Source organism: Bacillus sp. FSL W8-1143, assembly GCF_037965155.1.
Lineage (GTDB): Bacteria > Bacillota > Bacilli > Bacillales > Bacillaceae > Bacillus > Bacillus pumilus.
On record NZ_CP150182.1, the window covers coordinates 1808802 to 1831050 of the forward strand.

Consider the following 22249-nt stretch of genomic DNA (forward strand, 5'->3'; position numbering starts at 1 on the left):
GAGCCTGCTATTGTTTTTTCAGACGCTTATATTCTTCTTCCATCTTCTTCGATAATTGTTCTGGTGTAATGGAGCCTGCTAATAATTCTTGACCCGATGTTGCCATGACAGCCCACATGCCGCTTGGTAAGTATTTTCGATCGAAATACGGTTCAATCTTCACCTGTTCGTATTGATCGTAAAACGTAGAGTAATAGTTTTTCGCTTTCACTTGCGTTAAGGCTGCTTCAGAGGATGTGCCTTCTGCGATCTTTTTCGCATTTTCAGGCTTTTCGAGAAAATCAATGAATTGTTTTGCTTCTTTTAGATGCTTGGAGTCTTTCCATGCAGCGACCGTAAACCGTTCTCCTCCAATCCAGCTTTGCTTATCTCCTTCATGAATAGATGGAACTGGCATCGTCCCTACTTTGATCGATGGATTGAGTTCAGATGCTTCAGGTCCTAATGAGCCGCCGACAAAGGTGAAGGCTATTTTGTTTTGTGCCATCAGTTCAGGTGCTTGAGATAGTTTTGCTGTGAGGACATCTTTGTTTAAAAGATCTTGATCCTTCAGCTCCTTCATGAACTGTGCAAGCGGTGTATAGAGAGACCAATCAAATGATCCGTTTTCAAGGTCTTTTCCGTATCGGTGGTTTGGACTGGTGATCAATAAAGGTGTGGCGAGTTCATCAAAGACTTGGGCGATATTTGAGTTGTCTCCTCCTGGTATCCAGAGCGGCACAACCTCTCCTTTGCTCTTTTCCTTCACTGTCAGCAAAGCGGATTTTAGCTCATCAAGTGTTCTAGGGATTTCAATGTCATAGTCCTTTAATATATTGGCATTAAAGCTAAGCCCGTCTTTTGCTTGATTCAGCGGATACGCGTATACTTTGCCATCTTGGTCCTTTAAAATTTGATCGAGTGAAGGATCAAGCTGTTTCACCCAATCCATTTCTTTTAAATCAGCCACATACTCGCTGTAGCGCAGTTTTGCCCAGCCATGTGTGTCAAACAGATCTGGCATATCATTTGCCCCCATTTTGACACGGATCGTATCTTCATAGCTGTTGCCTGGGAAGTTGGCATCGATTCGAAGATGTGGATGCTCTTTTTCAAATTTACGGATCACTTCTTCAAACGCTTTTCTTTCCCCGCTGTTGCTCATCGTCGAAAAGAGAGTTAGGGTGACCTTTCCGTTTGCTTCGGACGTTCCGCTATTGCTGCAAGCAGACAAAAGAATGGTCAAGATAAAGGCCGCAGTGAGTAGCATGATTTTTTTATTCATGGTTTCCTCCTTTTAATCACTGAAAATTCAGACGATAATCGGTAGAATTCATGCAGTTGCGGAAACAAAAGAAGTCCATTATACTGGAATTCTATTCTTTTCAAAGAGATAAGAGAGCATACCAGTAGGCTGCCTTGTTCTTCGCATGATCTTGCCATCATGCTAGCAGCTTGCTTTCTGCTTTTTTGTCTCTTTTTTGTTTGCTGAAATCGCGGTTCACCCCCTTTCATGGATGAGACATGTGCTGCCTCGTTCGATGAGTTTTGTTGGCATGACAACTTTTAGAGGAAGCTTTCTGCCGTTTATTCTTTCAAGCAAAAGCTTCAGACCGACTTCCCCCATTTCTTCTGTATATACTTTGACGGTTGTAAGCGGCGGGCTTGAAAATGAAGCCGCTTCAATGTCATTAAACCCAACAATGGATACATCGAAAGGAACACGTAGACCCGCTTCGTTGAGCGCACGCATTGCACCGATCGCCATTGAATCACTTCCAATAAAAAAGGCTTGTGGCATGTTTCCTTTTTTAATGGCCTTCTGCATGAGCGTATAGCCTTCTTGCATGGAGTATTCTCCAATATGGATGTCATCCAGATGAAGACTACCTGCCTCTTGCATTCTTTTCATAAACGTCGTTTGTCTTTCGTCTTCAATCACAGCATTACCTTCGAAATAATGCTCTCGCTCCTTTCCGCCAATATAGCCTAGATGTGTATAGCCAAGCGATTGCAGATGGCGAATCGCTCGATCTGCCGCTCTGACAAAATCGACATGTACACAATCATATAAATCCTCATCCGCATAATGATTGATAAAAACAATGTGTTCCATTCGATTTGTCATTTTTTCCACCGTATCAGGGCTAATTCGTCCAATGACGATCAAACCGTCAATATCCTTTAGCATTGCCCCTTTATCCATGCTTCTCAGGCGAAAGGTATGGAGGGTGGAGAGCCCTTGTTTGGCATATTCTTTTTCAATTCCTTTTCGAATCGATGAAAAAAAGGGGTCATTTAATTCTTCGTCAATGGATTGAGCGACAACGATACCGATGACTGGGGATTCAGATGGGCTTTTTTCCTCTGCTTGATCGGCTTTTCTTGCTCTCACTGGGGTATAGTTTAGCTTCTTTGCAATGTCGAGGATGTTTTGTCTTGTTACGTGAGAAACGGCAAGGGTTTGATCACCATTTAACACACGGGATACAGTGGATACGGACACTTTTGCATCATGAGCAATATCTTTGAGTGTGGTCATAGGCAAACTCCTCTTGGTTTTTGACTAAATATTTACTAAAGATATTTGAAGGATAACATGTTGATAAAGCGCTTTCAAGTGTGAAGTTATGATTTTTTATTTTGTTTTCGAGTATGTTTTGGTTAGATACGATGTTTTAGTAAAGTTGCGTAAAAAAGAGGATGGGTTTCATCCTCTTTTACTAACGTGATTCAATTGAGGCTGTTTCTTTTGAAAACAATTGCTTCATTGTCTCCCAAGCCGTATCAAGTTGATGGTGAAGTCCAAATAAACCTGAGGTACCGATAATATAGATCTCGTTTCCAGCCTCAGCAAGCAGCCGGAACGTGCTCTCATTACAAGAGCCGTCTACTTCAATTGAAAACGAGTAGCCTCCCTTCTCTTTTACATCTTTCACCTGTTTCATTTTCTGAAGCATTTCTTTAATAAAAGGCTGCCCTGCAAAGCCTGGATCAATCGTCATGATCGTCACTCGGTCTATTAAATGTAGATAGGTATCTAACACTGCAATTGGTGTGGCGGGATTTAAGACAAAGCCAACCTCGCAGTCTCTTTGATGGATATGCCGAATGATTCTAAAAACGTCTCTTTGCACGACCTCTGGGTGTAAGCAGATCATGCTTGCGCCTGCATCAATGCAGGCATCGATTAAAAATTCTTGGGGGTATTCTGCCATAAGATGCACATCAATTGGTCTATCTGTCAGTTTTCGAAGCTGTTCTATGAAAAAGGGTGATAAGGTGATATTTTTCACGTAATGACCATCCATGACGTCGACATGATATCGATCTGCTCTTGTGTTGAGAATATGAATATGTTCGCGGAAGTGCGTTAAATCCATGCACATCAGCGAAGGTGAAAAAATGGCTGTCATTCTCAGAATCCTCCTTTTTACAGTTGAAATAAAAGCTTGATCAATCCAATCAAGATTCCGATGATACCAAAGTCTGTATCTCCAAAAGTTGTCCCTTCAAAACCAAGGGTTCCTAACACAGGTAATAAACAAGCAGGTAAAAAAGAAAGAAGCAATCCATTTGCAAATGCCCCAGCGACAGCCCCTCTCACGCCTCCTGTTGCATTGCCATACACTCCTGCTGTAGCGCCGCAAAAAAAGTGCGGGACTAGACCAGGAACAATGACAGTTAAACCAAACAAAGGTAAAAGAAAAATGGATACAATGCCTCCTGCAAAGCTGCATAAAAAACCGATAATGACTGCATTTGGAGCAAATGGAAAAACGGTTGGTGCGTCAAGTGCCGGTTTTGCCCCTTTCACAAAACGATCGGCAATCCCTTTGAAAGCAGGCACGATTTCACCGATTGCCATCCGAACCCCGGCTAAAATAATGTACACACCAGCAGCAAAGGTTATCGCCTGAATGAGAATGAAGACGGCGAAGTTCGTGCCCCCACTCATTTGTTCTATAAAGGGAATACCAGCAAACGGTGCAATCGCAAAGAAGAGCAAAGCCATCGTGATTGAAATGGCCACAGATGTATCTCGTAGAAAGCCGAGTGATTTAGGCACTTGAATGGTTTCTGTTGATCTCTCTGGACGACCGATCCATTTTCCGATCATTCCCGCTGTAAAATAACCGAAGGTACTGAAGTGTCCAAGCGCAAGATCATCGCTTCCAGTGACTTTCCTTGTGAATGGCTGAAGAATAGCGGGTGCAATGACCATAGCGGTCCCTAATATAATTGAACCGATAGTGACAAGAAGCGCTCCTTGCATTCCTGCTGTCGAAAGAACGACTGCGAGCATTGCAGCCATATACAAGGTATGGTGTCCTGTTAAAAAGACGTATTTAAAGGGGGTGAATTTTGCCAATAATAAATTGACCAGCATGCCAAAAATCATAATGAGAGCCGTCTGTGTCCCGAATTCCTTTTGAGCAATGGCTGCCATGGCATCTGTATTTGGGACAACCCCTTGAATGTGAAATGCTGCTTCAAACATTTTTCGAAAAACGCCAAGTGAATCAGACACGACTGTGGCGCCCGCTCCTAATATTAAAAAACCCATCGTTGTTTTTAAGGTGCCTGATACTGTATCGGCAGCTGATTTTTTCTGCAAAAGTAAACCAGCTAGTGCAAACAAACCGATGAGAATGGCTGGTGTGCCCAATATATCATTCATGATCAGTTCTATCATGATGTGAATCCCCCTTTTTCGTGGCTTAAATGTGTTTACGAAGGACGTCTTTAATGGCTTCCTGGTCTAACAAGTTATTTAATCCAGCGACCTTTCTTGTGCCGTCATCCAGCTGATCGATAATGTCTGTTGCTCCGATATATAGATCAGCCAGTTCATTTTTACTTGTGCTGAGATCGGTATGGTCCACTTCAGCTACAAGCCCTAACTCTTCTAATGCTTTTTTGACATTCATTTCTACGATAAAGCTGCTTCCTAATCCGTTTCCGCACACAACAAGAATTTTTTTCATTCTCTTTTTCCTCCTTTATCGTTGTGAAAATTGATCAACTAGTTTTTGCACCGATGCTAAATCCTTTGCTTCAATCAGTTGTTTCCTCCGTTTTTCATCACTTAACAGCCTGGTCAGCTGTTTGAGCGCTTTCAGGTGAGTGATACTGTCAATGGCTGCTAGCACAATGATGAGACGAACCTGTTTTTTTTCATCCTTAGAGAAAAAAACGGGCCGTTCGAATGACATGAGTGACATGCTTAATTCGTTCACGCCGTCCTCTGGTCTAGCATGCGGAATGGCTACTTGTGGCGCGATCACAATATAAGGTCCATTTTGATGAACGGACTGAATCATGGCCTCCACATAACCTTTCTGAATGGCATTTTGATCGAGTAAAGGCTGCGCTGCTTTTGTGATGGCCTCTTGCCATGTTTCTGCTGTTTGCTGGAGATGAATGGTTTTTTCTGTTAATAAATCGTTTAACACTGGTTTCCACCCTTTCTGATGGGATACATATGCGGGATGCAGTAGCGCTTTAAGATCACGAAGCAGTGCATTTTCATTTTGTACGATGGTATGTTGTTGAATGATGTTGAATAAAGCGTTCACATTTTTCTCATCAAACCTAGTTTCTGCACCTTCTCCATATTGAAGTAAGGTTTTTTTCTCATAGGCAGTAAGGATGGGATGAACGAGATGAACTGGCTTTCCTTTAAACGAAATAGGTGTTGTTGACACAACAAAGTCGACATCAATCGATGACAGCTGTTCATATGAGCGCTTTGATAATAGATCACGTACATCGATATAACCGATTAATTCGATAAGCTGTGTTTTCAGCATATGACTTGTGCCAATTCCTTCGCCGCAAACAATGTATACAGAACGCCGCACAATTGGCGAAATCCCTTCTCTTCTCATCCAACCACCAAAATGCATCGCCACGTAAGCAATTTCATGATCACTTATCTTGGAGCAGGTCGCCTTTTCTAAATGGCATACGACCTTTTGAGTGATGTCAAACACCTCTGGCTGTGTTTTTTTAATAGATTCTGTTAATTCATTGTTGATATCGATGTGATAGATGAGTCTGTAATAGGCAGGGATGAGATGCATGGTTAAGTTTTGCTCCAAGGCTTCGTAATCTTGAAAGGAGATACATGCATACCGCTGAAAATCAACAATCATTTGTCTGGCAATGGTGCGAATGAGATGCTCTTCTGGCTTTTGACTTGATGGAAGCTTTTGTTTCTTGGCGCTGAGCCATAGAGTGCTAAGAAAATAGATTTCATCATCATGAACTTGAAGGCCGGTTTCTCTTTGAATTCGTGCCATGAAACGAATAGCCGCCAAGCATTCATCTGTTTCCTGCAATGTACGCTTTTCTTCGTTTGAAAGGTGTAAAGCACGTCCTAGCTTCATCCGCTTAAAGTAGAAAAAGAGATCCAAAGAGAGCTGATCCAGCATGTCATCTGCAAACTCGAGCTTAAGCTCTTGTTCTGACTGCTCGAGGAGATGCTTTAACCTGTTATATGAAATGGGCCCCTTTAACCAAAAAGATGGAAACGCTTTTTCGTTTTTTATCATGGTGCGAATGGAATGAATATAAGGTTTCAGCGCCAATCGAATCATTCTTTCTTCTCCTGAAATCAAATAGCCGCAGGCTGCCTGATAGTGAAGCGTGAGCTGCTGCTTTGAAAGTGCTTCTTTTAGCTGTTTCATATCTTCAAGCAATGTATTTCGGCTCACTTTGGTCAGCTTCATAAAATCATCAATTTTTAGACGTTTCTCACTGCATGCAATGGATAAGAGCAGGATCGCCCTTCTTTCCTTTACACATGGTTCATAATCAGAACCAACGAGAATGGTGTTCGCTTTTTGAATAATGACTTCTTTTTCATGTGTGAGTAAGTAGTAGCCAAGTTGATCTTTTCGCTGAACGCCACTAAGCTCATGAGTTTTCAGCCAGCTATTCATTCGTTTGATTTCAGAGTAGACGGTTCGAGTAGAGACATTCAGTCGGTTCTGTAAATCTTCAATTGATAAATAAGATGTCGTGTGAATCAGCATCGATAATAAAGTCGTACCCCTTTTGGTTAAGTGCAGTTCGAATTCCTCCCTTCTTCCCTTTGGTTATAAGTCTAATCAACTCCCCTGCGTCAAAGAAGTCCAAATGTCTTCAGCAAATGCTGTGCAGCTTTTTGGGTGTTCTTTTGCTATAAGAAAAAGCACACCCGCTTGAGTGTGCTTTGAGACTTGTAATGTTTATTTTAGTCCTTTGTCTTTTTTTCGTGATAGAAACAAACCCTTCGTAATGAGGTCATGAATGTCCTTAAAATCGTTTCACATGCCTTTTTGACCCTTCACAATGCTTTTGGCATTCTTATTCACACAATATGTACTGATGATCCACGCTGAAAAAGGTTCCCTTTTTGTCGGCTTTTTCTCGGTTTAAAGCCCAATAAACGCAAAAACCTTGAAAGGCATAAAGTCAATCAAGGTTTTTCTACTTTCTATAATCTTTTATTTTTCCTATACGTGACGCTTAAAATTATTTCTTGTTTAAACTAAAACCGAAATCCAAATAGTTTTCATAAGAAATGCAAATACACCAATCACCTTCTAATGGTACAAAGTAGTGATGCTGTGGGATATCTAAAAAATAGACTAGTAACTCTTCTATATGCTTTAATTCAAACTGGTACCCAAACTCTGTAAGATTATCCCCTATGTAAATTACTTGTAAGTTATTAGCTAAATATTTTTCTTTTAATTCAGTTATAAATAGAAGAGCATCAGGAAGTAAAGATTCATTATTTGAGTTCTTACTATGATGGTTATTAGTTTGTAACCAATCTATTTTCGACCCATCAAATTCAAATTTTTGTTCTATTAAATCTAAATAAATTTCTGGATTTTTATTTACTTTGACACAATTAAGAAGGTCTTTTAATTCCAAATCCTTTATTAGATCTTCATCATAAGTATTCAATAAAATTAACCCCTTTATCTAAAATGTTTTTGTATTTTTTTAACTGTTTTTTCGGATGCATCAAATTGAAAATGCGGTCCCTTTTCTTTCCCAGCCCAAACGTTAATATGAGCACCACTTCTACTATCATGTTCGATTCGGAAACCTACTTTACCGTCCTCAGTTTGTCTACCTATAGGTTTATTTCTAGTATATCCAAATTTTCCAAAGGTTTGTTTTTCAGATTTGAAGCCTCTTTCCTCCAACCAAACCAATGCTTCATTTCGAGATTGCTCATATGACTTGTTTTTATTTGTAGCCTTAACCCCTATTTTACCGTGAATCCCTTTCGCCCCAAACGGCAAAAGCATTCCCAGAGCCGCATTCATACTCGCTTCCTGCTGTTCTTTTGAGATCTTATTCCCAAACATATCACGCCCTGTAATCGCTTCGCTGAAGCCGTTGGTGGCGGTAAGACCATATAAGCCTTTTTGAGATGTTTTTAAGGCGTCAAAGGATTTTTGCGATGTCTTGTAAATGTCGACTGCTCTCACTGCGGCTGATGTGGCTTGAGTTGTTTTATAGACGGCTTTTCCACCTTTGAAAATACGACCTGCCCATCCGACGATTGGGATATAACCTGCTGCTGCCATACCGCCTGCTGCGACGCGCTGTCCTGCGGTGAGCTCTTCACCTGTGATCGGGTCAACACCTGTAGCGGCGCGTTTTGCATCGTTCACGCCAGTTAATTCATTGACGATATTCCCACCATAATCAAGTGCTTTTTCATACCAAGGACGGTTGGCGAGTGCTTCTTGTTCCTTTGCGATCTCGCGGGCTTCCTGTTGTTCTTTTTTAATGTTGAGATATTCGGAAGTTTGCTTCTCAATATCGCTTTTTGCCTTGTAGATTTCACTATTTTGATACGCTTTCTTGTCAAAATTCATAGGCGAAATGGCTTTTCCGTCATTTGTGGCATTCATCATTTCCGTATACAATGCCATTGTAGCTTGCTGCTCCGTTTCTGACAAAGCATATTCATCTTTTAAATTTTGATCAAGCTCTCTTAGATCTTTGATCGTCTTTTTTCGCTCGTCTTCCGCATCTGCAATTTTTTCATCAAAGGTTTGACTATCAAATACTTCTAGAGAAATGAGGTCGTCGATGTCTTGAAAAATCGTTTTAAGCGCCTTTTTTTGATCCTTCACAATGCTTTTGGCATTTTTGATGCCCATATGTACAGCGTTGTCTAAAAAGTGTTCTTCTACGAAGGTTTCGCCGCCAAAACTCGTATCATCAAGTGTCCCAGAAACACCTTCATGAAAGGCTTTTTGCTTATCAATGAAGCTGATAAACATATCTACATTTCCAGCCAGTTCTTTATAAAAGCTTTTAATGTTATCGGCACCTTTTCCAGTGAAGTCGTCACCAAGGTTAGAAACACCTTGTAATGCTTTTTTTAAATCTACCATTTGTTCACGGAGTTCCTGGTAGTGTTTTGCCCTTGCATCCATGGCACTTGTTAGTGCTTTTGCATCAAGTATCTTCCCCAGAAGAATTCACTCCTTCCTATTCATTGACAAGGTCAATTTTACCAACACAAAGTTTGTCATTAAATAGGAATAAAGATACAAAAAAGTACTTAATATGTAATGAACCGTGTTTTATTAGAACGCTTTAGCTCCGCTATCGTCAGTAATCATTAAGACGCGATTTTTAAACCATCCTTTAATTAAAATCATTTGAGATGTTCCATTGTAAACAAGGTTATAGAGCACTTCCATGGTAAGAAGAGGCCACTAATTGAGCCAATTATAATCTTCGCTACCTTATTTGAACAACTTATAGAAAAGCACACCCGCAACAGTGTGCTTTCTTACGATTTAGACTTAAGCAATTGCAACTCTTGATCCATAATATCTGCTGCTTCGGTAATAAATTGAATAATTAAGTCTAATTCTTCTCGTTTGTATTCGTTTGTGAGCAGTTTTGTTGATGCTGATAAGGATCGAAAGAGTTCTTTTACCTGTGATTTCCCTGCTGTTAATGGAACGATGATGACTCTTCGTTTGTCTTTTGGGTCCTTTTCTCTTTTGGCGTAGCCCGCTTTTTCAAGGCGGTCAATCAGAGCTGTGACCGCACCTGAGCTAAGACCTGTTTTTTCACTTAATTCTCCTGCTGTGAGAGGACCGAGTTCGTTTAATAAATCGGCTGATTTGAGGTCTGTTGGGAAAAGGCCAAGCGATTGTGCGGCCGCTTGGTGGAATAAAACCGTTCGTGTGGCGAGGCGCCTCATTGTATGGATGATCAGGTCTGCTCTGTCTTCTGCGTCGTTCTTTATTGACAACTTGTTCTCCTCCCTTTAAAATCAATTTATCTTGATCATCAAGATAAATGTTCTCTTACTTTATATTTAAGTTGATCATAGCAAAAATAAGGAGAGAACGTAAGCAGGAGGTAAATGAAATGAATCATGTGGATAAAGGCAAGGCATCCACTCGCTTAGTTGTCATCGGTTTGCTGTTAGGAATTTTTATGGCGGCGATGGACAATACCATTGTTGCAACAGCAATGGGAAGCATCGTAGCAGATTTGGGCAGTTTTGATAAATTTGCTTGGGTGACGGCTTCTTATATGGTGGCAGTAATGGCTGGAATGCCGATTTACGGAAAGCTTTCTGATATGTATGGTCGAAAGCGTTTTTTTCTGTTTGGACTTATTTTCTTTTTAATTGGATCTGCGCTTTGCGGTATCGCACAAACGATGGATCAGCTCATTATTTACCGAGCCATTCAAGGGCTTGGAGGCGGTGCCCTTCTTCCGATCGCGTTTACGATCATCTTTGATATCTTCCCGCCTGAAAAACGCGGGAAAATGTCCGGTATGTTTGGTGCAGTGTTTGGTTTATCGAGTGTACTAGGACCACTATTAGGAGCTATTATCACAGATTCAATCGGCTGGCATTGGGTTTTCTATATTAACGTGCCAATTGGTATTGTTAGTGTGTTCTTGATCGCCAGATACTATCATGAATCCCTAGAACATCGCAAGCAGAAAATTGACTGGTCAGGTGCTATTACACTTGTCGTGGCGGTTGTGAGCTTGATGTTCGCTCTTGAGCTTGGCGGTAAATCCTATGCATGGGATTCGGTGCAAATCCTCACACTTTTTGCCGTGTTTGTTGTGTTTGGTACCATCTTCTTTATTGTTGAGCGTAAAGCGGAGGAACCGATTATTTCATTTTGGATGTTTAAAAATCGTTTATTTGCGACATCTCAAATTTTGGCGTTTTTATATGGCGGAACATTTATTATTCTTGCCGTCTTCATTCCTATTTTCGTCCAGGCGGTGTACGGTGAATCAGCGACAAGTGCAGGATTCATTTTAACACCGATGATGATAGGGTCTGTCATTGGCAGTATGATTGGCGGAACGATGCAGACGAAAGTGCCTTTCAGACGTCTTATGGCGATCTCTGTCATTTCATTTTTCGCGGGGATGCTGCTGCTTGCCAATATGTCACCAGATACAGCTAGACTGTGGCTCACAATCTTTATGATGATATCAGGCTTTGGTGTCGGCTTCAGCTTCTCCCTTCTGCCGTCAGCTTCAATGAATGATCTTGCCCCTCGTTACCGAGGCAGTGCAAACTCGACCAATTCATTTATGAGATCACTTGGGATGACACTTGGTGTCACGATTTTTGGGACGATTCAAACCAATGTCCTATCGAATCGCTTAGCAGATGCCTTTAGCGGAATGAAAGGAGCCCCTTCTCAAATAGGTGATCCACAGGCCATTTTTCAAGAGGGTGCCCGTTCACAAATTCCGCCTGATATTTTAAATAAAGTCATCGATGCGATGTCACAAAGTATCACGTACGTATTTTTGATTGCGTTATTCCCTATTGCCCTTGCAGCGATTACGGTCCTGTTTATGGGAAATGCACGGGTACGCACATCAAATGAAATGAAAGAAAACGAATAATGTGAAAAAGCAGAGCTTAAGCGGCTCTGCTTTTTTGTTTCACTGATATAGAGGATGGGCTTTGCCCTCACTGCCAACGATACGTATTTTCGATGTGACCATATCTTTTGCTGCTTGTTTCGCTTTTTGTAAATACATCCGTGGATCTAAGCTTTCCGGTTCGTTTGAGAAATGATCACGAATGGCTTCAGAGTACGCATTTTTTAATTCAGTTGAGACATTGACCTTTGCCATACCAAGTGCCACACATCGTCTGACGTCTTCATCCGGTACAGCGGAACCCCCGTGTAGCACAAGGGGAACATCGACCAGCGATGCAATTTGTTCAATGCGGTCAAAGTCAATATCCGGTACCCCTTTATAAATGCCGTGTGCGGTACCAATTGCAGGTGCTAAAGTTGGTACCCCAGTTTCTTCTACAAATTGACGGCATTCTGATGGAATGGCTTTTTCAGCATCCTTTTCATCAACAACGATATCATCCTCTACGCCGCCCACCTTGCCTAGTTCAGCTTCAACGTTCACCCCTACTTTTAATGCGAGGTCCACCACTTCTTTTGTGCGGCGAACATTTTCTTCATATGAATGCATTGATGCATCGATCATGACGGATGTATATCCCGCACGAATACAGGTGAGAACCACATCAAAGTCCGTACAGTGATCGAGGTGCAGGCCGATCGGGATTTGATATTGATCAGCCGCGGCTTTGACTGTATCTGCAATCGCTTTTGCTCCAAGAGATTGAACGGTTCCAACCGTTGTTTGCAAAATGACAGGTGACTTTAATTCTGCGGCCGTTTCGAGCACCCAATAAATACTGTCAAAGGAATGTACATTGAATGCAACGATTCCGTATTTTTCTTTTTTCGCAGTCTCAAGCATCGGTGTTGTGGATAGTAAAGGCATGATCAAACATCCTCTCTCGTTAAAATATCTGTTTCTAATACAGTTAGCATCTCTTCATTTGTTCTTGTTTCCAGTAGCTTTTGTCGTTTCGCTTCATCCATTAATCCTCGTGAAAGGTCAGAAAGAGCCTTTAGATGAGTGGTCCCTGCTTCACTTTTGGGGATCAGTAAGGATAAGAAGAAGAAGCAAGGCTTCCCATCAAAAGCGTCCCATTCAATGCCTGTTTCCGTGCGGACGATCACGAGTGCTGGTTTTGTGATGGCGTCTGTTTGTGTATGTGGAATCGCAAATCCATCTTGAAATCCAGTTGTACTCAGTGCTTCTCTTTCAGCTAAGCCTTTTTTAACATCCTCTGGTGATGTACAAATACCTGCTTTGTAGGCAATGTCAGCAATGGCTGCGAAAACGCCAGCCTGTGACGACGCGGTTTCATGAAGATTCATATAAATATGTTCCATCATTTCTCTTCCTCCCTATTAAACTGCTGGTTTGTCTATTTTTTTACGATAAAGTCCGTATAGAATGGCACCTACAAATGATCCGATCAGTATGGATAGTACCCACTGGAATGCGCCTGTGACGACTGGAAGGACAAGGAACCCGCCATGCGGAGCTGGAACCTGTACGCCAAAGAGATACGTCAATATAGCAGAGATGGCGGAGCCAAACATGATAATTGGCAGGACAACGATCGGGTTCTTTGCCGCAAATGGGATGGCCCCTTCTGTTATATGTGTCGCTCCTAGAATATAGTTGATGGCCCCTGCATTTCGTTCCTGCGGTGTGAAATGTTTTCGGAAAATCGTTGTGGCAATCGCAATGATAAGCGGTGGTGTGATGCATGCTGCTGACACACCTGCCATGAAGTAAAGGTTACCTTCTGCAAGTAAAGCCGTTCCTGTGACATAGGCTGCTTTGTTAAAAGGTCCTCCCATGTCAAATCCACACATCGCTCCAACAATTAAACCTAAGAGCAGCGGATTCGTGGATTGAACAGCTGAGAGAAAATCCATTAATGAATTATTTAGCCCTGTGATTGGAACTAATAGTGGTGTCATCACAGCCCCAATTAAGAAAATACCGATAACAGGATAGATGAAGATTGATTTTAATCCGTCAAGTGATGCAGGTAATTTTTGAAGCAGGAATTGAAGGAGTACGATGATATACCCTGCTGCAAAACCTGCGATAATACCACCTAAGAATCCAGCGCCTCCATCGTTTGCAAGCAGGCCGCCGATAAATCCGACAACCATCCCTGGGCGTCTGGCGATTGAATCAGCGATAAATGCTGCTAAAATAGGCACCATTAAGCTAAAGCCGAGTCCACCAATGCTTTTCAAATAGGCAGCAAACGGATGATACGTTTCATGCTGAGGATCAGCTGAGTAAATACCGAATAGAAAAGATAAAGCAATTAAGACCCCGCCTCCAACAACAAATGGAAGCATGTGTGATACACCGTTCATTAAATGTTTGTAGATGGTGTGTATCCACTTATTCGCCGACTTTTGTTGAGCTGGTGAAGAAGAAGCAGATGTTTTTTCTGTTCCAGTAGCTCTTCCTTTCACTTGATGAACGGGAGCTTCTCCATTGATAATGCCTTGGATCAGTTCATTTGGCGTGCGGATACCCTTCGCTACAGGCACTTCAATCAGTGGTTTGCCGTGAAAACGATCTGTATTCACATCTTTGTCAGCTGCGACAATGACCCCATCGGCCTCCAGAATGTCTTGATCGGTTAAAGCGTTTTCAATTCCTACTTGACCGTGCGTTTCAACTTTGATGTCGACCCCTAGTTGCTCAGCAGCTATTTTTAATGCCTCAGCTGCCATAAATGTGTGTGCAATGCCTGTTGGACAGCCAGTTGCAGCGACAATTTTTTTGCGGCTCATGTCTATTCCCCCTTATATCTTGTCAATGTGTACTTGATCAATTAATGAATGAATGTCATGTAAATCACTTAAGCCTTTAGAAAATGCAGTAGATGCGCCTGTTGCAATGCCGTAACGTAAGCACTCTTCAGGTGAATGACCTTCAAGCTGTTTACTAAGAAAGGCTGCGAGCATCGCATCTCCAGAGCAAGCTGTATTTACTACAGTGCCTGTCGGTGCGTTTCCTTTTAAGACGGCGTCTTTTGTAATGAACAAAGCCCCTTCTCCCCCGCGGGAAATAAGCACTTGCTCTGCACCCATCTCAATGAGCTTTTCTCCTGATTGAATGAGTTCTTTTTCTGACATAGGATGTGTTTTGCCGAAAAAAGCAGCGATTTCTTCTTCATTCGGTTTTAATAAATACGGCTTGTATTGAAGCGTCTCAAGAACTGCTGCGGAGCTTGTGTCTAAAATAAACTTGACGTTGTGCTGATGACAAATAGCTGCTACTTCTGAAAAAATGCTGGCTGGTATGCCCTTTGGCAGGCTGCCTGACATGATCAGGATGTCCCCCTGCGGAATGGCCGCTATTTTTTCACGAAAGGCGTGAAGTGCTTTTTCTTCAATCGCAGGTCCTTGGTTCACGAGCTTGTATTCTTCTGTCGTATTAATAAAAACATTAATGCGTGTAATTCCTTCAACTGAGATAAAATCGGTTTGAATGGAAAGGTCCTTTAAGGATTGTTCAATATAAGAGCCTGAAAACCCAGCAATAAATCCTAATGCAGTGCTGGTGAATCCATATTTCTTTAGCATAATGGAGACATTGACTCCCTTGCCGTTCGGCTGATAATCTTCATCTTCCGTGCGGTTGACTGCATTTGCCTTCATTTCTTTTAATGCAATATATAGGTCAATAGCAGGATTTAAGGTGCAGGTATAAATCAATTGGTTTCACCTTCTTTCTTTTCTCTAAAGAAAGTATCTCATACGCAGGAGTGAAAATGTTTTCAGATTGTGTAAAGGTTTTCATGATAAAAAGCCTTCTAGATCAAAGTCTCGAAGGCTTCTTTATCGGTTATTTCATTCGAATCACGTAGGCATCTAGTAAAATGCGGGCAATGACATGAAGAGACAGGCGCGATCTGACCTCATAATCTGGGAAGAAAGATTGTTCGCCTTTATATCCGACTAGAGTCATATCTGATATTTTACTTAATGTAGAATCTATTCTTGTGGTGACGGTAATGGTCGTGACTTGCTTCATGCTAAGGTTTTGACACGCTTCAACGAGCTCCGCTGTTTCGCCATTTAATGAAACAAAGATCGCAAGTTCGTTTTTACTGATGTCTCTCGATTTCAGCCGAATGATATTCGGATCGTCATGTACTTCGCATGTTTTTCCGATGAGCTGTAATTTGATGGTCATTTCTTTGGCAATCATCTCTGAGAAGCCTCTGCCGAAAATATAAATTTTGTCCGCATTATGTATTTTTTGAACGGCATCTTCAATTTGCCCAATACTTTGCAGCTGGATCGTCTTTAAAACCTCTTCTTCATTTTTCCGAATCGCTAGTTTAATGTCTTCATCAATGTTTTTGAGCTGATCACTTGCATCGGTCATTTTCTTTTCTTGTTTCAATCGATATTTAAAGGATGTATAGCCGTTGTAGCCAATTTTTTTCATCAGTCTGACAATTGTGGCTGTCGACACATTCGCTCTTTCACTCAATGTGACGATGGATAAGGTGGAGATATCCTCTAAATGCTGGTGAATATAGTTGAGTAAATAACGTTCTGTTTCACTTAACGTTTGATACACTTCGGTTGGAATGTTAAATAGTGGTTCATTCAATTTGATTCCCCCTTACTCATTTCATACTATAATTAAATGCCCAATAAAAACAAGTTGATTCTTTTGTCATGTATTTTGTTAAAAAGCCAAAATGAGTGAAATTTCATTTTTGACATACACTAAGGAAAAGTTGTGTCTGTGTGAAAGGAGCTGATCATGATGCTTCATCTTTTGTTTTATCTCATCCTTCTTTATGTCGTCTATGTATTTTTGACCGCATTTGTTTTGTTTTATTTACCGATACGAAAAACATGCAAAGAACATTGCATTTATAAAGCCTCTTCTATTTCAGGAGACGATCAGGGGACAAATCAAGTGATGCTTCTTGACGACGGGTTTGAATCTGGTCAGGTGAGGATTCAAATGATTCGTGAGGCAAAGAAGATGATCCGTCTCAGTTACTATTCCATTCAAAAGGGAAAAACAGCCGAATGGATACTAGGTGCTTTAATTGAAGCAGCTGATCGAGGTGTGAAAGTGCAGCTGTTGTTAGATGGCATCTGTCACAGTTTGCGCGGTCCGCTAAAGCATTTGCGCTATGCGGTAGCAAATCATCCGAACATGTCGATTCGTTTTTATGAGCCCTTTCGTTTGTTCAAGCCTTGGACGTGGCATAATCGGCTACACGATAAGCTGCTACTAGCAGATGGCCGAGTGGCTGTGATGGGCGGAAGAAATATCGGTGATAAATACTTTGCAGACCAGCCGCCGAAAGACTTTGCTTTTGACCGTGATGTGCTGCTCTATAACCCCAAAAAGGGAAAAGTATTAGATGAAATGGAACAATATTTCGTTTATCTGTGGAATCATGATTTCACAAAAAGAACAAAAGCTGTGTTCTCTAAGCCAAAAGCGAAAAAAGGGTTAAAGCTAAGAAAACAGCTGCTCAGATCTTATCATGATGCAGTGCGCACGAAAGAACCTTTTGTGATGTCCTCATTTGATTGGGCAGCAGATTCCACTTCTGTGAAACAGGTTGCCTTTTTCACAAATCCTGTGGAACGCTTTAATAAGCGGCCACTTGTGCTGAAAAAACTGAACGATCTTGCGCACCGGGCAAAGCGTTCTGTGCTTATACAGACGCCTTATGTCATTCCAACACGCCCAATGAAATCCGGACTCACCCCCTTACCTAGTGAGATTCAGACGACAGTGGTGACGAATTCTCTTACGGCGACGCCAAATCCATTAGCCTTTGCTGGATATTTAAGTACAAAAAAGGAATTGATGAAAACAGGCGTTCATTTGTATGAATACGAAGGTCCATATTCGATTCATGCGAAATCAATGGTGATTGATGATTACCTGAGTATTATTGGGACATATAACTTAGATGCGAGGTCTAGTTTTTTAAACACAGAGTCCATTTTGGTCATTGACAGTGCCCCGTTTGCGTTATCACTTACGCAAGCAATTGAACGAAAAATCGCCTATAGTTATCTCGTTGCTAAAGATCGAACTGTCTACCAGACGAGCGCTTATGGACAGAAAAAAAAGCCTTTGATGAAAAGGCTCCTTTTAAATGGATTATCCGCGATAACGGTTTTATGGAGGAGATTGATTTAAAAAAGGGCAGCTACTCCTGTGGCAGCCCTTTTTCTTGCGATTGCTGCTCTTCAGCTGACTCCAATTTGGTCAATTTAAACACCAAGATTCCAGCAACAATCACAATAACACCTAAAAGTTTTGTCAAAGAGAATTCTACTTTTTCTAACCCAAGCCAGCCAAGCGAATCAAACAAAAGCGCGCAGCCGAGCTGTGACGTGAGGACAATCGAGATGCCATAAGTCGGTCCAAGACGTTTGATACTTTGAACAAGACAAATGACCACTCCTACCCCAATGGCCCCGCTGATCCAGTACCATGCTTCCATATGTCTTAATCGAAACATGCCAGTCCCCTCTAGTAAGAGCCCCATCAGGAGTGAAGCAATAAAGCCCATTCCAAGAACGAGGGTTGTCGTTGACCAAGAGCCTGTGTGCTCGTTGACCTTACTGTTAAAAATGGTTTGTAAGCTGACGAGTGCGCCAGCCGTGATGGCTAATACTATTCCTATGATCATATATAAATCCCTTCATTTCCTCTATTCATAAATGTTGTGCTCGGCTATTTCTAGGAGCCCTTTGCGATCACAAATCGTAATCTTTCCTCTCTGCCTTTCTATCAGCCCTTTTTCACAGAATTGCTGAATGACTCGGTTAATATGACGGTAGCTCGTACCGATTAAGCTTGCCGCATCAGTGAGACGAAGGGCGCTCGCGCTGTCGTCATCTGTGACAACAGACAATAAGTAGCTTGCGAGCCTGACCTCCACAGGATATAACAGGTGGAAACTCAAATCGTTTGATTTTGTATAAAATTTGTTTGTGATCCCTTTTAGCAGAAAGGTTAGCATGCGCGGGTCATCCTTCGCATGGCGCATGAGCGCTTGATGAGAAACCCTTAACATATGTACTTCTGTGACCGCTTCGACTGTATTGACCATGTCCGTCTGCTGAACGTATTCGATATCTCCAATCGCTTCAAGGGGATGTTTAAAGCTAAGAATAAAGGTTTTCCCTTCTTTTGTTGTCGTGAAAATCTTTAATTTTCCTTTCACTAACAAGTACAGGTACTCCCTCTTATCCCCTTTTGAACAAACGAGCTCCCCTTGCTCATAGCGCCACAAACTTACGTGTGATATGAGCTTTTGATGAAAGACACTTTCTAATTGATGTGCCTTCATATATGAGGCAAAAAGAGATTCATCTTGAAGCTCCTCCATCTGACGCCCTCCTTTATAGTTTTAAAATGATCACGCCTGTGACCATCAATAAAATTCCTGCGTAATGTGGCCATTTCATTTTCTTTTTCTGAACACCAAACCATCCTTTTGCATCGATTGCAAAGGTAAAAGCAAGCTGTGCAATCAATAAAGCTGCGATAGTGAGTGTCACACCGATTATTTGAATCGCGGTGACTTCATTAAAAATAATAATCGCTGCAAATGCGCCGCCTATTAAATAAAGTGGCTGCACCTTTCGATATTCCCTAAAGTGTCCGTCTCGTACGATGAGTAAAATGACGAGCGAGATGATAAAGCCGGTCAGCTGCGTGATGGTGGCTGCCTGCCATGTGCCGATATCCTGGCTAATTCTTGCGTTGGCTACGCCTTGTAGTGTAATACAAGCGCCTCCTAATAAAGCGAAAATAACACCTTTCATTCGTTCAAAAGCTCCTTCTTTTTTCAGTCTAGTTCCATTAAATGATACATGCCTGCCGGTTGAAAAGGACATATGTCCCACTTTGCGTATTATATCAGAAACTTTTTCTTTTGCAGTTTGTTCGTTTTAGATTTTTCACAGTGGGTACAGTTTTATATCAGCTGAAAACAGAATATTGAATGAATCATATACAAAAAGGAGACATGTCAGAATGAGAAATCAAGAGAAACATTTTATTAACGGAGAATGGATTGCATCAACAGGAAACGAAACGACAGAGGTCATCAACCCTGCGACAGAGGAAGTCATTGGCACCATTAGCTTAGGAACAAAAGAAGATTTAGATAAGGCAGTGAAAGCAGCTCGTGCCGCCTTCCCTTCTTTCTCCAAAACATCTCGAAATGACCGAGTGAAGATGCTGGAAAACATTGTGCGCGGCTACGAAAAACGCAAAGATGAACTTGTAGAAGTGATGACACAAGAGCTCGGTGCACCGCTAAAAGTATCCGAAGAAGTTCATTACAAAATGGGCTATGAACATTTTTCTAAAGCAGCGGAAGCACTTAAATCTTATACATTTACAGAGGACCGCGGCGGACATACCATTATAAAAGAAGCGATTGGCGTCAGCGGATTGATTACACCGTGGAACTTCCCAACGAATCAGACATCTCTTAAAATCGCAGGTGCCATTGCGGCAGGCTCACCAGTTGTCTTAAAGCCAGCGGAAATTACACCATTTGCTGCGATGATTCTTGCAGAAATTATGGATGAAGCTGGTGTACCGAAAGGAGTCTTCAACTTAGTAAACGGAACGGGTGACGTGATTGGTGACGGCATTAGCTCACATCCTGATATTGACTTTGTTTCATTTACCGGATCAGGTGCCGTCGGCTCTAAAATTATGGAAAACGCGGCGGACAATGTGAAGAAAGTGGCTCTTGAGCTTGGCGGGAAATCCCCTCTTATCGTCTTAGATGATGCAGATGTGGATGTAGCAGCAGAAACCGCTGTTCATCATATTGCGATGAATACAGGTCAAGTGTGTTCTGCAGCTACGCGTGTGCTTATTCCAGAATCAATGAAAGACAAGTTTGAAAAAGCGCTGCTGAACGCCCTGCCGAAGTTTACAGTGGGTGATCCGAGAGAAGATCACGCTACAGGCCCGCTTGTATCTAAAAAGCAATGGGATACCGTGCAATCTTATATTGAAAAAGGAATCGAAGAAGGTGCTACCCTTCTTGCAGGGGGAACTGGAAAGCCAGACGGAATCGATAAAGGATATTTCGCCAAGCATACCATTTTCACCAATGTAAAAAATGATATGACCATTGCACAAGAAGAAATCTTTGGACCAGTCATGAGTGTTATCACGTATCAGGACCTGGATCATGCCCTTGAGATCGCCAATGATACAGTGTATGGCCTTGCTGGGTATGTTGTTGGAAAAGATGAAAAAACATTAAAATATGTCGCTGAACATATTCGTGCTGGCCAAATCACCATTAACAATGCCGAAACAGATTACTTTGCCCCATTTGGCGGCTTCAAGCAATCAGGTATCGGAAGAGAATGGGGAGACTTCGGCATCGAGGAATATTTAGAAGTGAAAGCAGTGATGGGACTTCCAACGGCGTAATTTAAGAAAGGAGAAAAACCTTAAGGTTTTTCTCCTTTCTTTATTTAACAATAAGAACCCAGTTCGAATTTTAAGAACATCTCATACTCTCCTATTTATTCTTATCCATAATGATTAGATCATGATAATACTTATTAATAAGAAGAGTTTTATTTGATGAATAATCGAGAATTTAATTTTTAACTAATTCCCAAGATTACTTCAACTTCTTTAATATGATCTAATTCATAGAACATAAAAAATTCAGCTTCTTTTAGATTTGGAGATTTCATCAAAATCTCTAAACGATCAGAATAATAACCAAAAGAGATTATTTTCCAATTTACAGCTCTTATCTTTTGCAATTGTTTATAATCCTCTTGGAATTTTTCCTCTCGTTTTAATTTCATTACATATATTTCATCAATTAAATTGAAAAGTTTATTTGTTTTGGAAACATCAAATCTTCTAATGAGAAGAACAATAAAAACAATTATTAAAATACTTGAAGCAAAATATAAATAAGTATCAAATATACTGAATGAAAGTTTATCAAAATCATTCTGCTGCTCATGTGAGCTATCAAGTAATTTCGGATCGTTAGAATTGTATTTTGTAGAAATGAAATTTAATCCAAAGTTAAAATATGAATTAAAGTAAGAGTTCAAAAATAAAAATATTGGCACAATTGTTATTGTAATAATTGAAGCTTTTGTAGAAAAGTTGGCAGCTCTTTCGTATTTATCTTTCGCATAAATTCGCAAATCAGAAACTTGACTCAGATTTAATTTTTCTAATTCCTTTCTATGGATTGACACATTCTTTGCTAATTTAAACTTAACTTTTGGATCTTCTAAATCTCTAATAATACTCATATTACCTC

General features: G+C 41.2%; 21 protein-coding genes. 3 read left to right on the forward strand and 18 right to left on the reverse strand.

Going from position 1 to position 22249, the window contains the following annotated elements; translation table 11 throughout:
• Positions 1-7: 7 nt before the first annotated feature.
• From NSQ36_RS09020 to NSQ36_RS09060, 9 genes are all read right to left on the reverse strand, one after another.
• Positions 8-1264 carry an ABC transporter substrate-binding protein gene (locus NSQ36_RS09020; RefSeq protein ID WP_226805262.1) on the reverse strand — a complete coding sequence of 419 codons (1257 nt, stop codon included), beginning with the start codon at positions 1262-1264 and terminating at the stop codon, positions 8-10.
• A gap of 216 nt (positions 1265-1480) precedes the next feature.
• Positions 1481-2521 (reverse strand): LacI family DNA-binding transcriptional regulator, encoded by a 1041-nt coding sequence (locus tag NSQ36_RS09025; protein WP_226805263.1) that lies wholly within the window; start codon positions 2519-2521, stop codon positions 1481-1483.
• A 181-nt stretch (positions 2522-2702) separates the two neighbouring features.
• On the reverse strand, positions 2703-3395 hold the full coding sequence (alsE, locus tag NSQ36_RS09030) for a D-allulose 6-phosphate 3-epimerase (protein ID WP_226805264.1): 693 nt from the start codon (positions 3393-3395) through the stop codon (positions 2703-2705).
• Positions 3396-3412: 17 nt separating this feature from the next.
• Positions 3413-4675, reverse strand: coding sequence for a PTS ascorbate transporter subunit IIC (locus NSQ36_RS09035; RefSeq protein ID WP_106028859.1), 1263 nt, complete (start codon positions 4673-4675; stop codon positions 3413-3415).
• Between the two features lie 25 nt (positions 4676-4700).
• Positions 4701-4967 (reverse strand): PTS sugar transporter subunit IIB, encoded by a 267-nt coding sequence (locus NSQ36_RS09040; protein WP_050944853.1) that lies wholly within the window; start codon positions 4965-4967, stop codon positions 4701-4703.
• A gap of 15 nt (positions 4968-4982) precedes the next feature.
• Positions 4983-7055 carry a BglG family transcription antiterminator gene (locus NSQ36_RS09045; RefSeq protein ID WP_267875504.1) on the reverse strand — a complete coding sequence of 691 codons (2073 nt, stop codon included), beginning with the start codon at positions 7053-7055 and terminating at the stop codon, positions 4983-4985.
• A 445-nt stretch (positions 7056-7500) separates the two neighbouring features.
• Positions 7501-7941: a rhs-associated protein gene (locus NSQ36_RS09050; RefSeq protein WP_212046441.1), complete on the reverse strand. Its 441-nt coding sequence runs from the start codon at positions 7939-7941 to the stop codon at positions 7501-7503.
• Between the two features lie 14 nt (positions 7942-7955).
• On the reverse strand, positions 7956-9473 hold the full coding sequence (locus tag NSQ36_RS09055; RefSeq protein ID WP_339207343.1) for a T7SS effector LXG polymorphic toxin: 1518 nt from the start codon (positions 9471-9473) through the stop codon (positions 7956-7958).
• Positions 9474-9796: 323 nt separating this feature from the next.
• Positions 9797-10216 (reverse strand): MarR family transcriptional regulator, encoded by a 420-nt coding sequence (locus NSQ36_RS09060; RefSeq protein WP_226805343.1) that lies wholly within the window; start codon positions 10214-10216, stop codon positions 9797-9799.
• A 170-nt stretch (positions 10217-10386) separates the two neighbouring features.
• Between NSQ36_RS09060 and NSQ36_RS09065 the strand changes: the two genes are divergently transcribed.
• The gene (locus NSQ36_RS09065) at positions 10387-11907 is read left to right on the forward strand and encodes an MDR family MFS transporter (RefSeq protein ID WP_226805266.1); all 1521 of its coding nucleotides are present in this window, start codon (positions 10387-10389) and stop codon (positions 11905-11907) included.
• A 39-nt stretch (positions 11908-11946) separates the two neighbouring features.
• Here the strand turns inward: NSQ36_RS09065 and NSQ36_RS09070 are convergent, their stop codons facing one another.
• From NSQ36_RS09070 to NSQ36_RS09090, 5 genes are all read right to left on the reverse strand, one after another.
• A complete protein-coding gene (locus NSQ36_RS09070) occupies positions 11947-12816 on the reverse strand; it encodes a class II fructose-bisphosphate aldolase (RefSeq protein WP_226805267.1) in 870 nt (289 codons plus the stop codon).
• Between the two features lie 2 nt (positions 12817-12818).
• A complete protein-coding gene (locus NSQ36_RS09075; RefSeq protein ID WP_339207260.1) occupies positions 12819-13277 on the reverse strand; it encodes a fructose PTS transporter subunit IIA in 459 nt (152 codons plus the stop codon).
• A 15-nt stretch (positions 13278-13292) separates the two neighbouring features.
• The gene (locus tag NSQ36_RS09080; protein ID WP_268460070.1) at positions 13293-14711 is read right to left on the reverse strand and encodes a PTS fructose transporter subunit IIBC; all 1419 of its coding nucleotides are present in this window, start codon (positions 14709-14711) and stop codon (positions 13293-13295) included.
• 12 nt (positions 14712-14723) lie between these two features.
• Entirely contained in the window at positions 14724-15638 is a 915-nt protein-coding gene (pfkB, locus tag NSQ36_RS09085) for a 1-phosphofructokinase (protein ID WP_339207263.1), read from the reverse strand.
• A gap of 130 nt (positions 15639-15768) precedes the next feature.
• Positions 15769-16545: a MurR/RpiR family transcriptional regulator gene (locus tag NSQ36_RS09090; protein WP_339207265.1), complete on the reverse strand. Its 777-nt coding sequence runs from the start codon at positions 16543-16545 to the stop codon at positions 15769-15771.
• 159 nt (positions 16546-16704) lie between these two features.
• Here NSQ36_RS09090 and NSQ36_RS09095 point away from each other — a divergent pair, with 159 nt between their 5' ends.
• Positions 16705-18111: a phospholipase D family protein gene (locus tag NSQ36_RS09095; RefSeq protein WP_339207346.1), complete on the forward strand. Its 1407-nt coding sequence runs from the start codon at positions 16705-16707 to the stop codon at positions 18109-18111.
• A 10-nt stretch (positions 18112-18121) separates the two neighbouring features.
• Here NSQ36_RS09095 and NSQ36_RS09100 read toward each other — a convergent pair whose 3' ends face one another.
• The 3 genes from NSQ36_RS09100 to NSQ36_RS09110 are packed head-to-tail and all read right to left on the reverse strand — an operon-like array spanning position 18122 to position 19748.
• Positions 18122-18607, reverse strand: a complete 486-nt coding sequence (locus tag NSQ36_RS09100; protein ID WP_106035454.1) for a DMT family transporter — start codon at positions 18605-18607, stop codon at positions 18122-18124.
• 21 nt (positions 18608-18628) lie between these two features.
• Positions 18629-19309 (reverse strand): Crp/Fnr family transcriptional regulator, encoded by a 681-nt coding sequence (locus NSQ36_RS09105; protein ID WP_003211382.1) that lies wholly within the window; start codon positions 19307-19309, stop codon positions 18629-18631.
• A 13-nt stretch (positions 19310-19322) separates the two neighbouring features.
• Complete coding sequence (locus tag NSQ36_RS09110; RefSeq protein WP_012010174.1) at positions 19323-19748, reverse strand: DMT family transporter; 426 nt, start codon at positions 19746-19748, stop codon at positions 19323-19325.
• Between the two features lie 211 nt (positions 19749-19959).
• Here NSQ36_RS09110 and NSQ36_RS09115 point away from each other — a divergent pair, with 211 nt between their 5' ends.
• On the forward strand, positions 19960-21387 hold the full coding sequence (locus NSQ36_RS09115) for an aldehyde dehydrogenase family protein (protein WP_251190451.1): 1428 nt from the start codon (positions 19960-19962) through the stop codon (positions 21385-21387).
• 179 nt (positions 21388-21566) lie between these two features.
• Here the strand turns inward: NSQ36_RS09115 and NSQ36_RS09120 are convergent, their stop codons facing one another.
• Positions 21567-22241 carry a hypothetical protein gene (locus tag NSQ36_RS09120; protein ID WP_339207268.1) on the reverse strand — a complete coding sequence of 225 codons (675 nt, stop codon included), beginning with the start codon at positions 22239-22241 and terminating at the stop codon, positions 21567-21569.
• Positions 22242-22249 lie beyond the last annotated feature (8 nt).

Bases quoted from the DNA above. Each gene is read 5' to 3' on its own strand.
- NSQ36_RS09120 (WP_339207268.1), bottom strand. From the start codon at position 22,241: ATGAGTATTATTAGAGATTTAGAAGATCCAAAAGTTAAGTTTAAATTA.
- NSQ36_RS09070 (WP_226805267.1), bottom strand. From the start codon at position 12,816: ATGCCTTTACTATCCACAACACCGATGCTTGAGACTGCGAAAAAAGAA.
- NSQ36_RS09110 (WP_012010174.1), bottom strand. From the start codon at position 19,748: ATGAAAGGTGTTATTTTCGCTTTATTAGGAGGCGCTTGTATTACACTA.
- NSQ36_RS09035 (WP_106028859.1), bottom strand. From the start codon at position 4,675: ATGATAGAACTGATCATGAATGATATATTGGGCACACCAGCCATTCTC.
- NSQ36_RS09065 (WP_226805266.1), top strand. From the start codon at position 10,387: ATGAATCATGTGGATAAAGGCAAGGCATCCACTCGCTTAGTTGTCATC.
- NSQ36_RS09095 (WP_339207346.1), top strand. From the start codon at position 16,705: ATGCTTCATCTTTTGTTTTATCTCATCCTTCTTTATGTCGTCTATGTA.
- NSQ36_RS09060 (WP_226805343.1), bottom strand. From the start codon at position 10,216: ATGAGGCGCCTCGCCACACGAACGGTTTTATTCCACCAAGCGGCCGCA.
- NSQ36_RS09115 (WP_251190451.1), top strand. From the start codon at position 19,960: ATGAGAAATCAAGAGAAACATTTTATTAACGGAGAATGGATTGCATCA.
- NSQ36_RS09105 (WP_003211382.1), bottom strand. From the start codon at position 19,309: ATGGAGGAGCTTCAAGATGAATCTCTTTTTGCCTCATATATGAAGGCA.
- alsE (WP_226805264.1), bottom strand. From the start codon at position 3,395: ATGACAGCCATTTTTTCACCTTCGCTGATGTGCATGGATTTAACGCAC.
- NSQ36_RS09020 (WP_226805262.1), bottom strand. From the start codon at position 1,264: ATGAATAAAAAAATCATGCTACTCACTGCGGCCTTTATCTTGACCATT.
- NSQ36_RS09025 (WP_226805263.1), bottom strand. From the start codon at position 2,521: ATGACCACACTCAAAGATATTGCTCATGATGCAAAAGTGTCCGTATCC.
- NSQ36_RS09040 (WP_050944853.1), bottom strand. From the start codon at position 4,967: ATGAAAAAAATTCTTGTTGTGTGCGGAAACGGATTAGGAAGCAGCTTT.
- NSQ36_RS09075 (WP_339207260.1), bottom strand. From the start codon at position 13,277: ATGATGGAACATATTTATATGAATCTTCATGAAACCGCGTCGTCACAG.
- NSQ36_RS09080 (WP_268460070.1), bottom strand. From the start codon at position 14,711: ATGAGCCGCAAAAAAATTGTCGCTGCAACTGGCTGTCCAACAGGCATT.
- NSQ36_RS09100 (WP_106035454.1), bottom strand. From the start codon at position 18,607: ATGATCATAGGAATAGTATTAGCCATCACGGCTGGCGCACTCGTCAGC.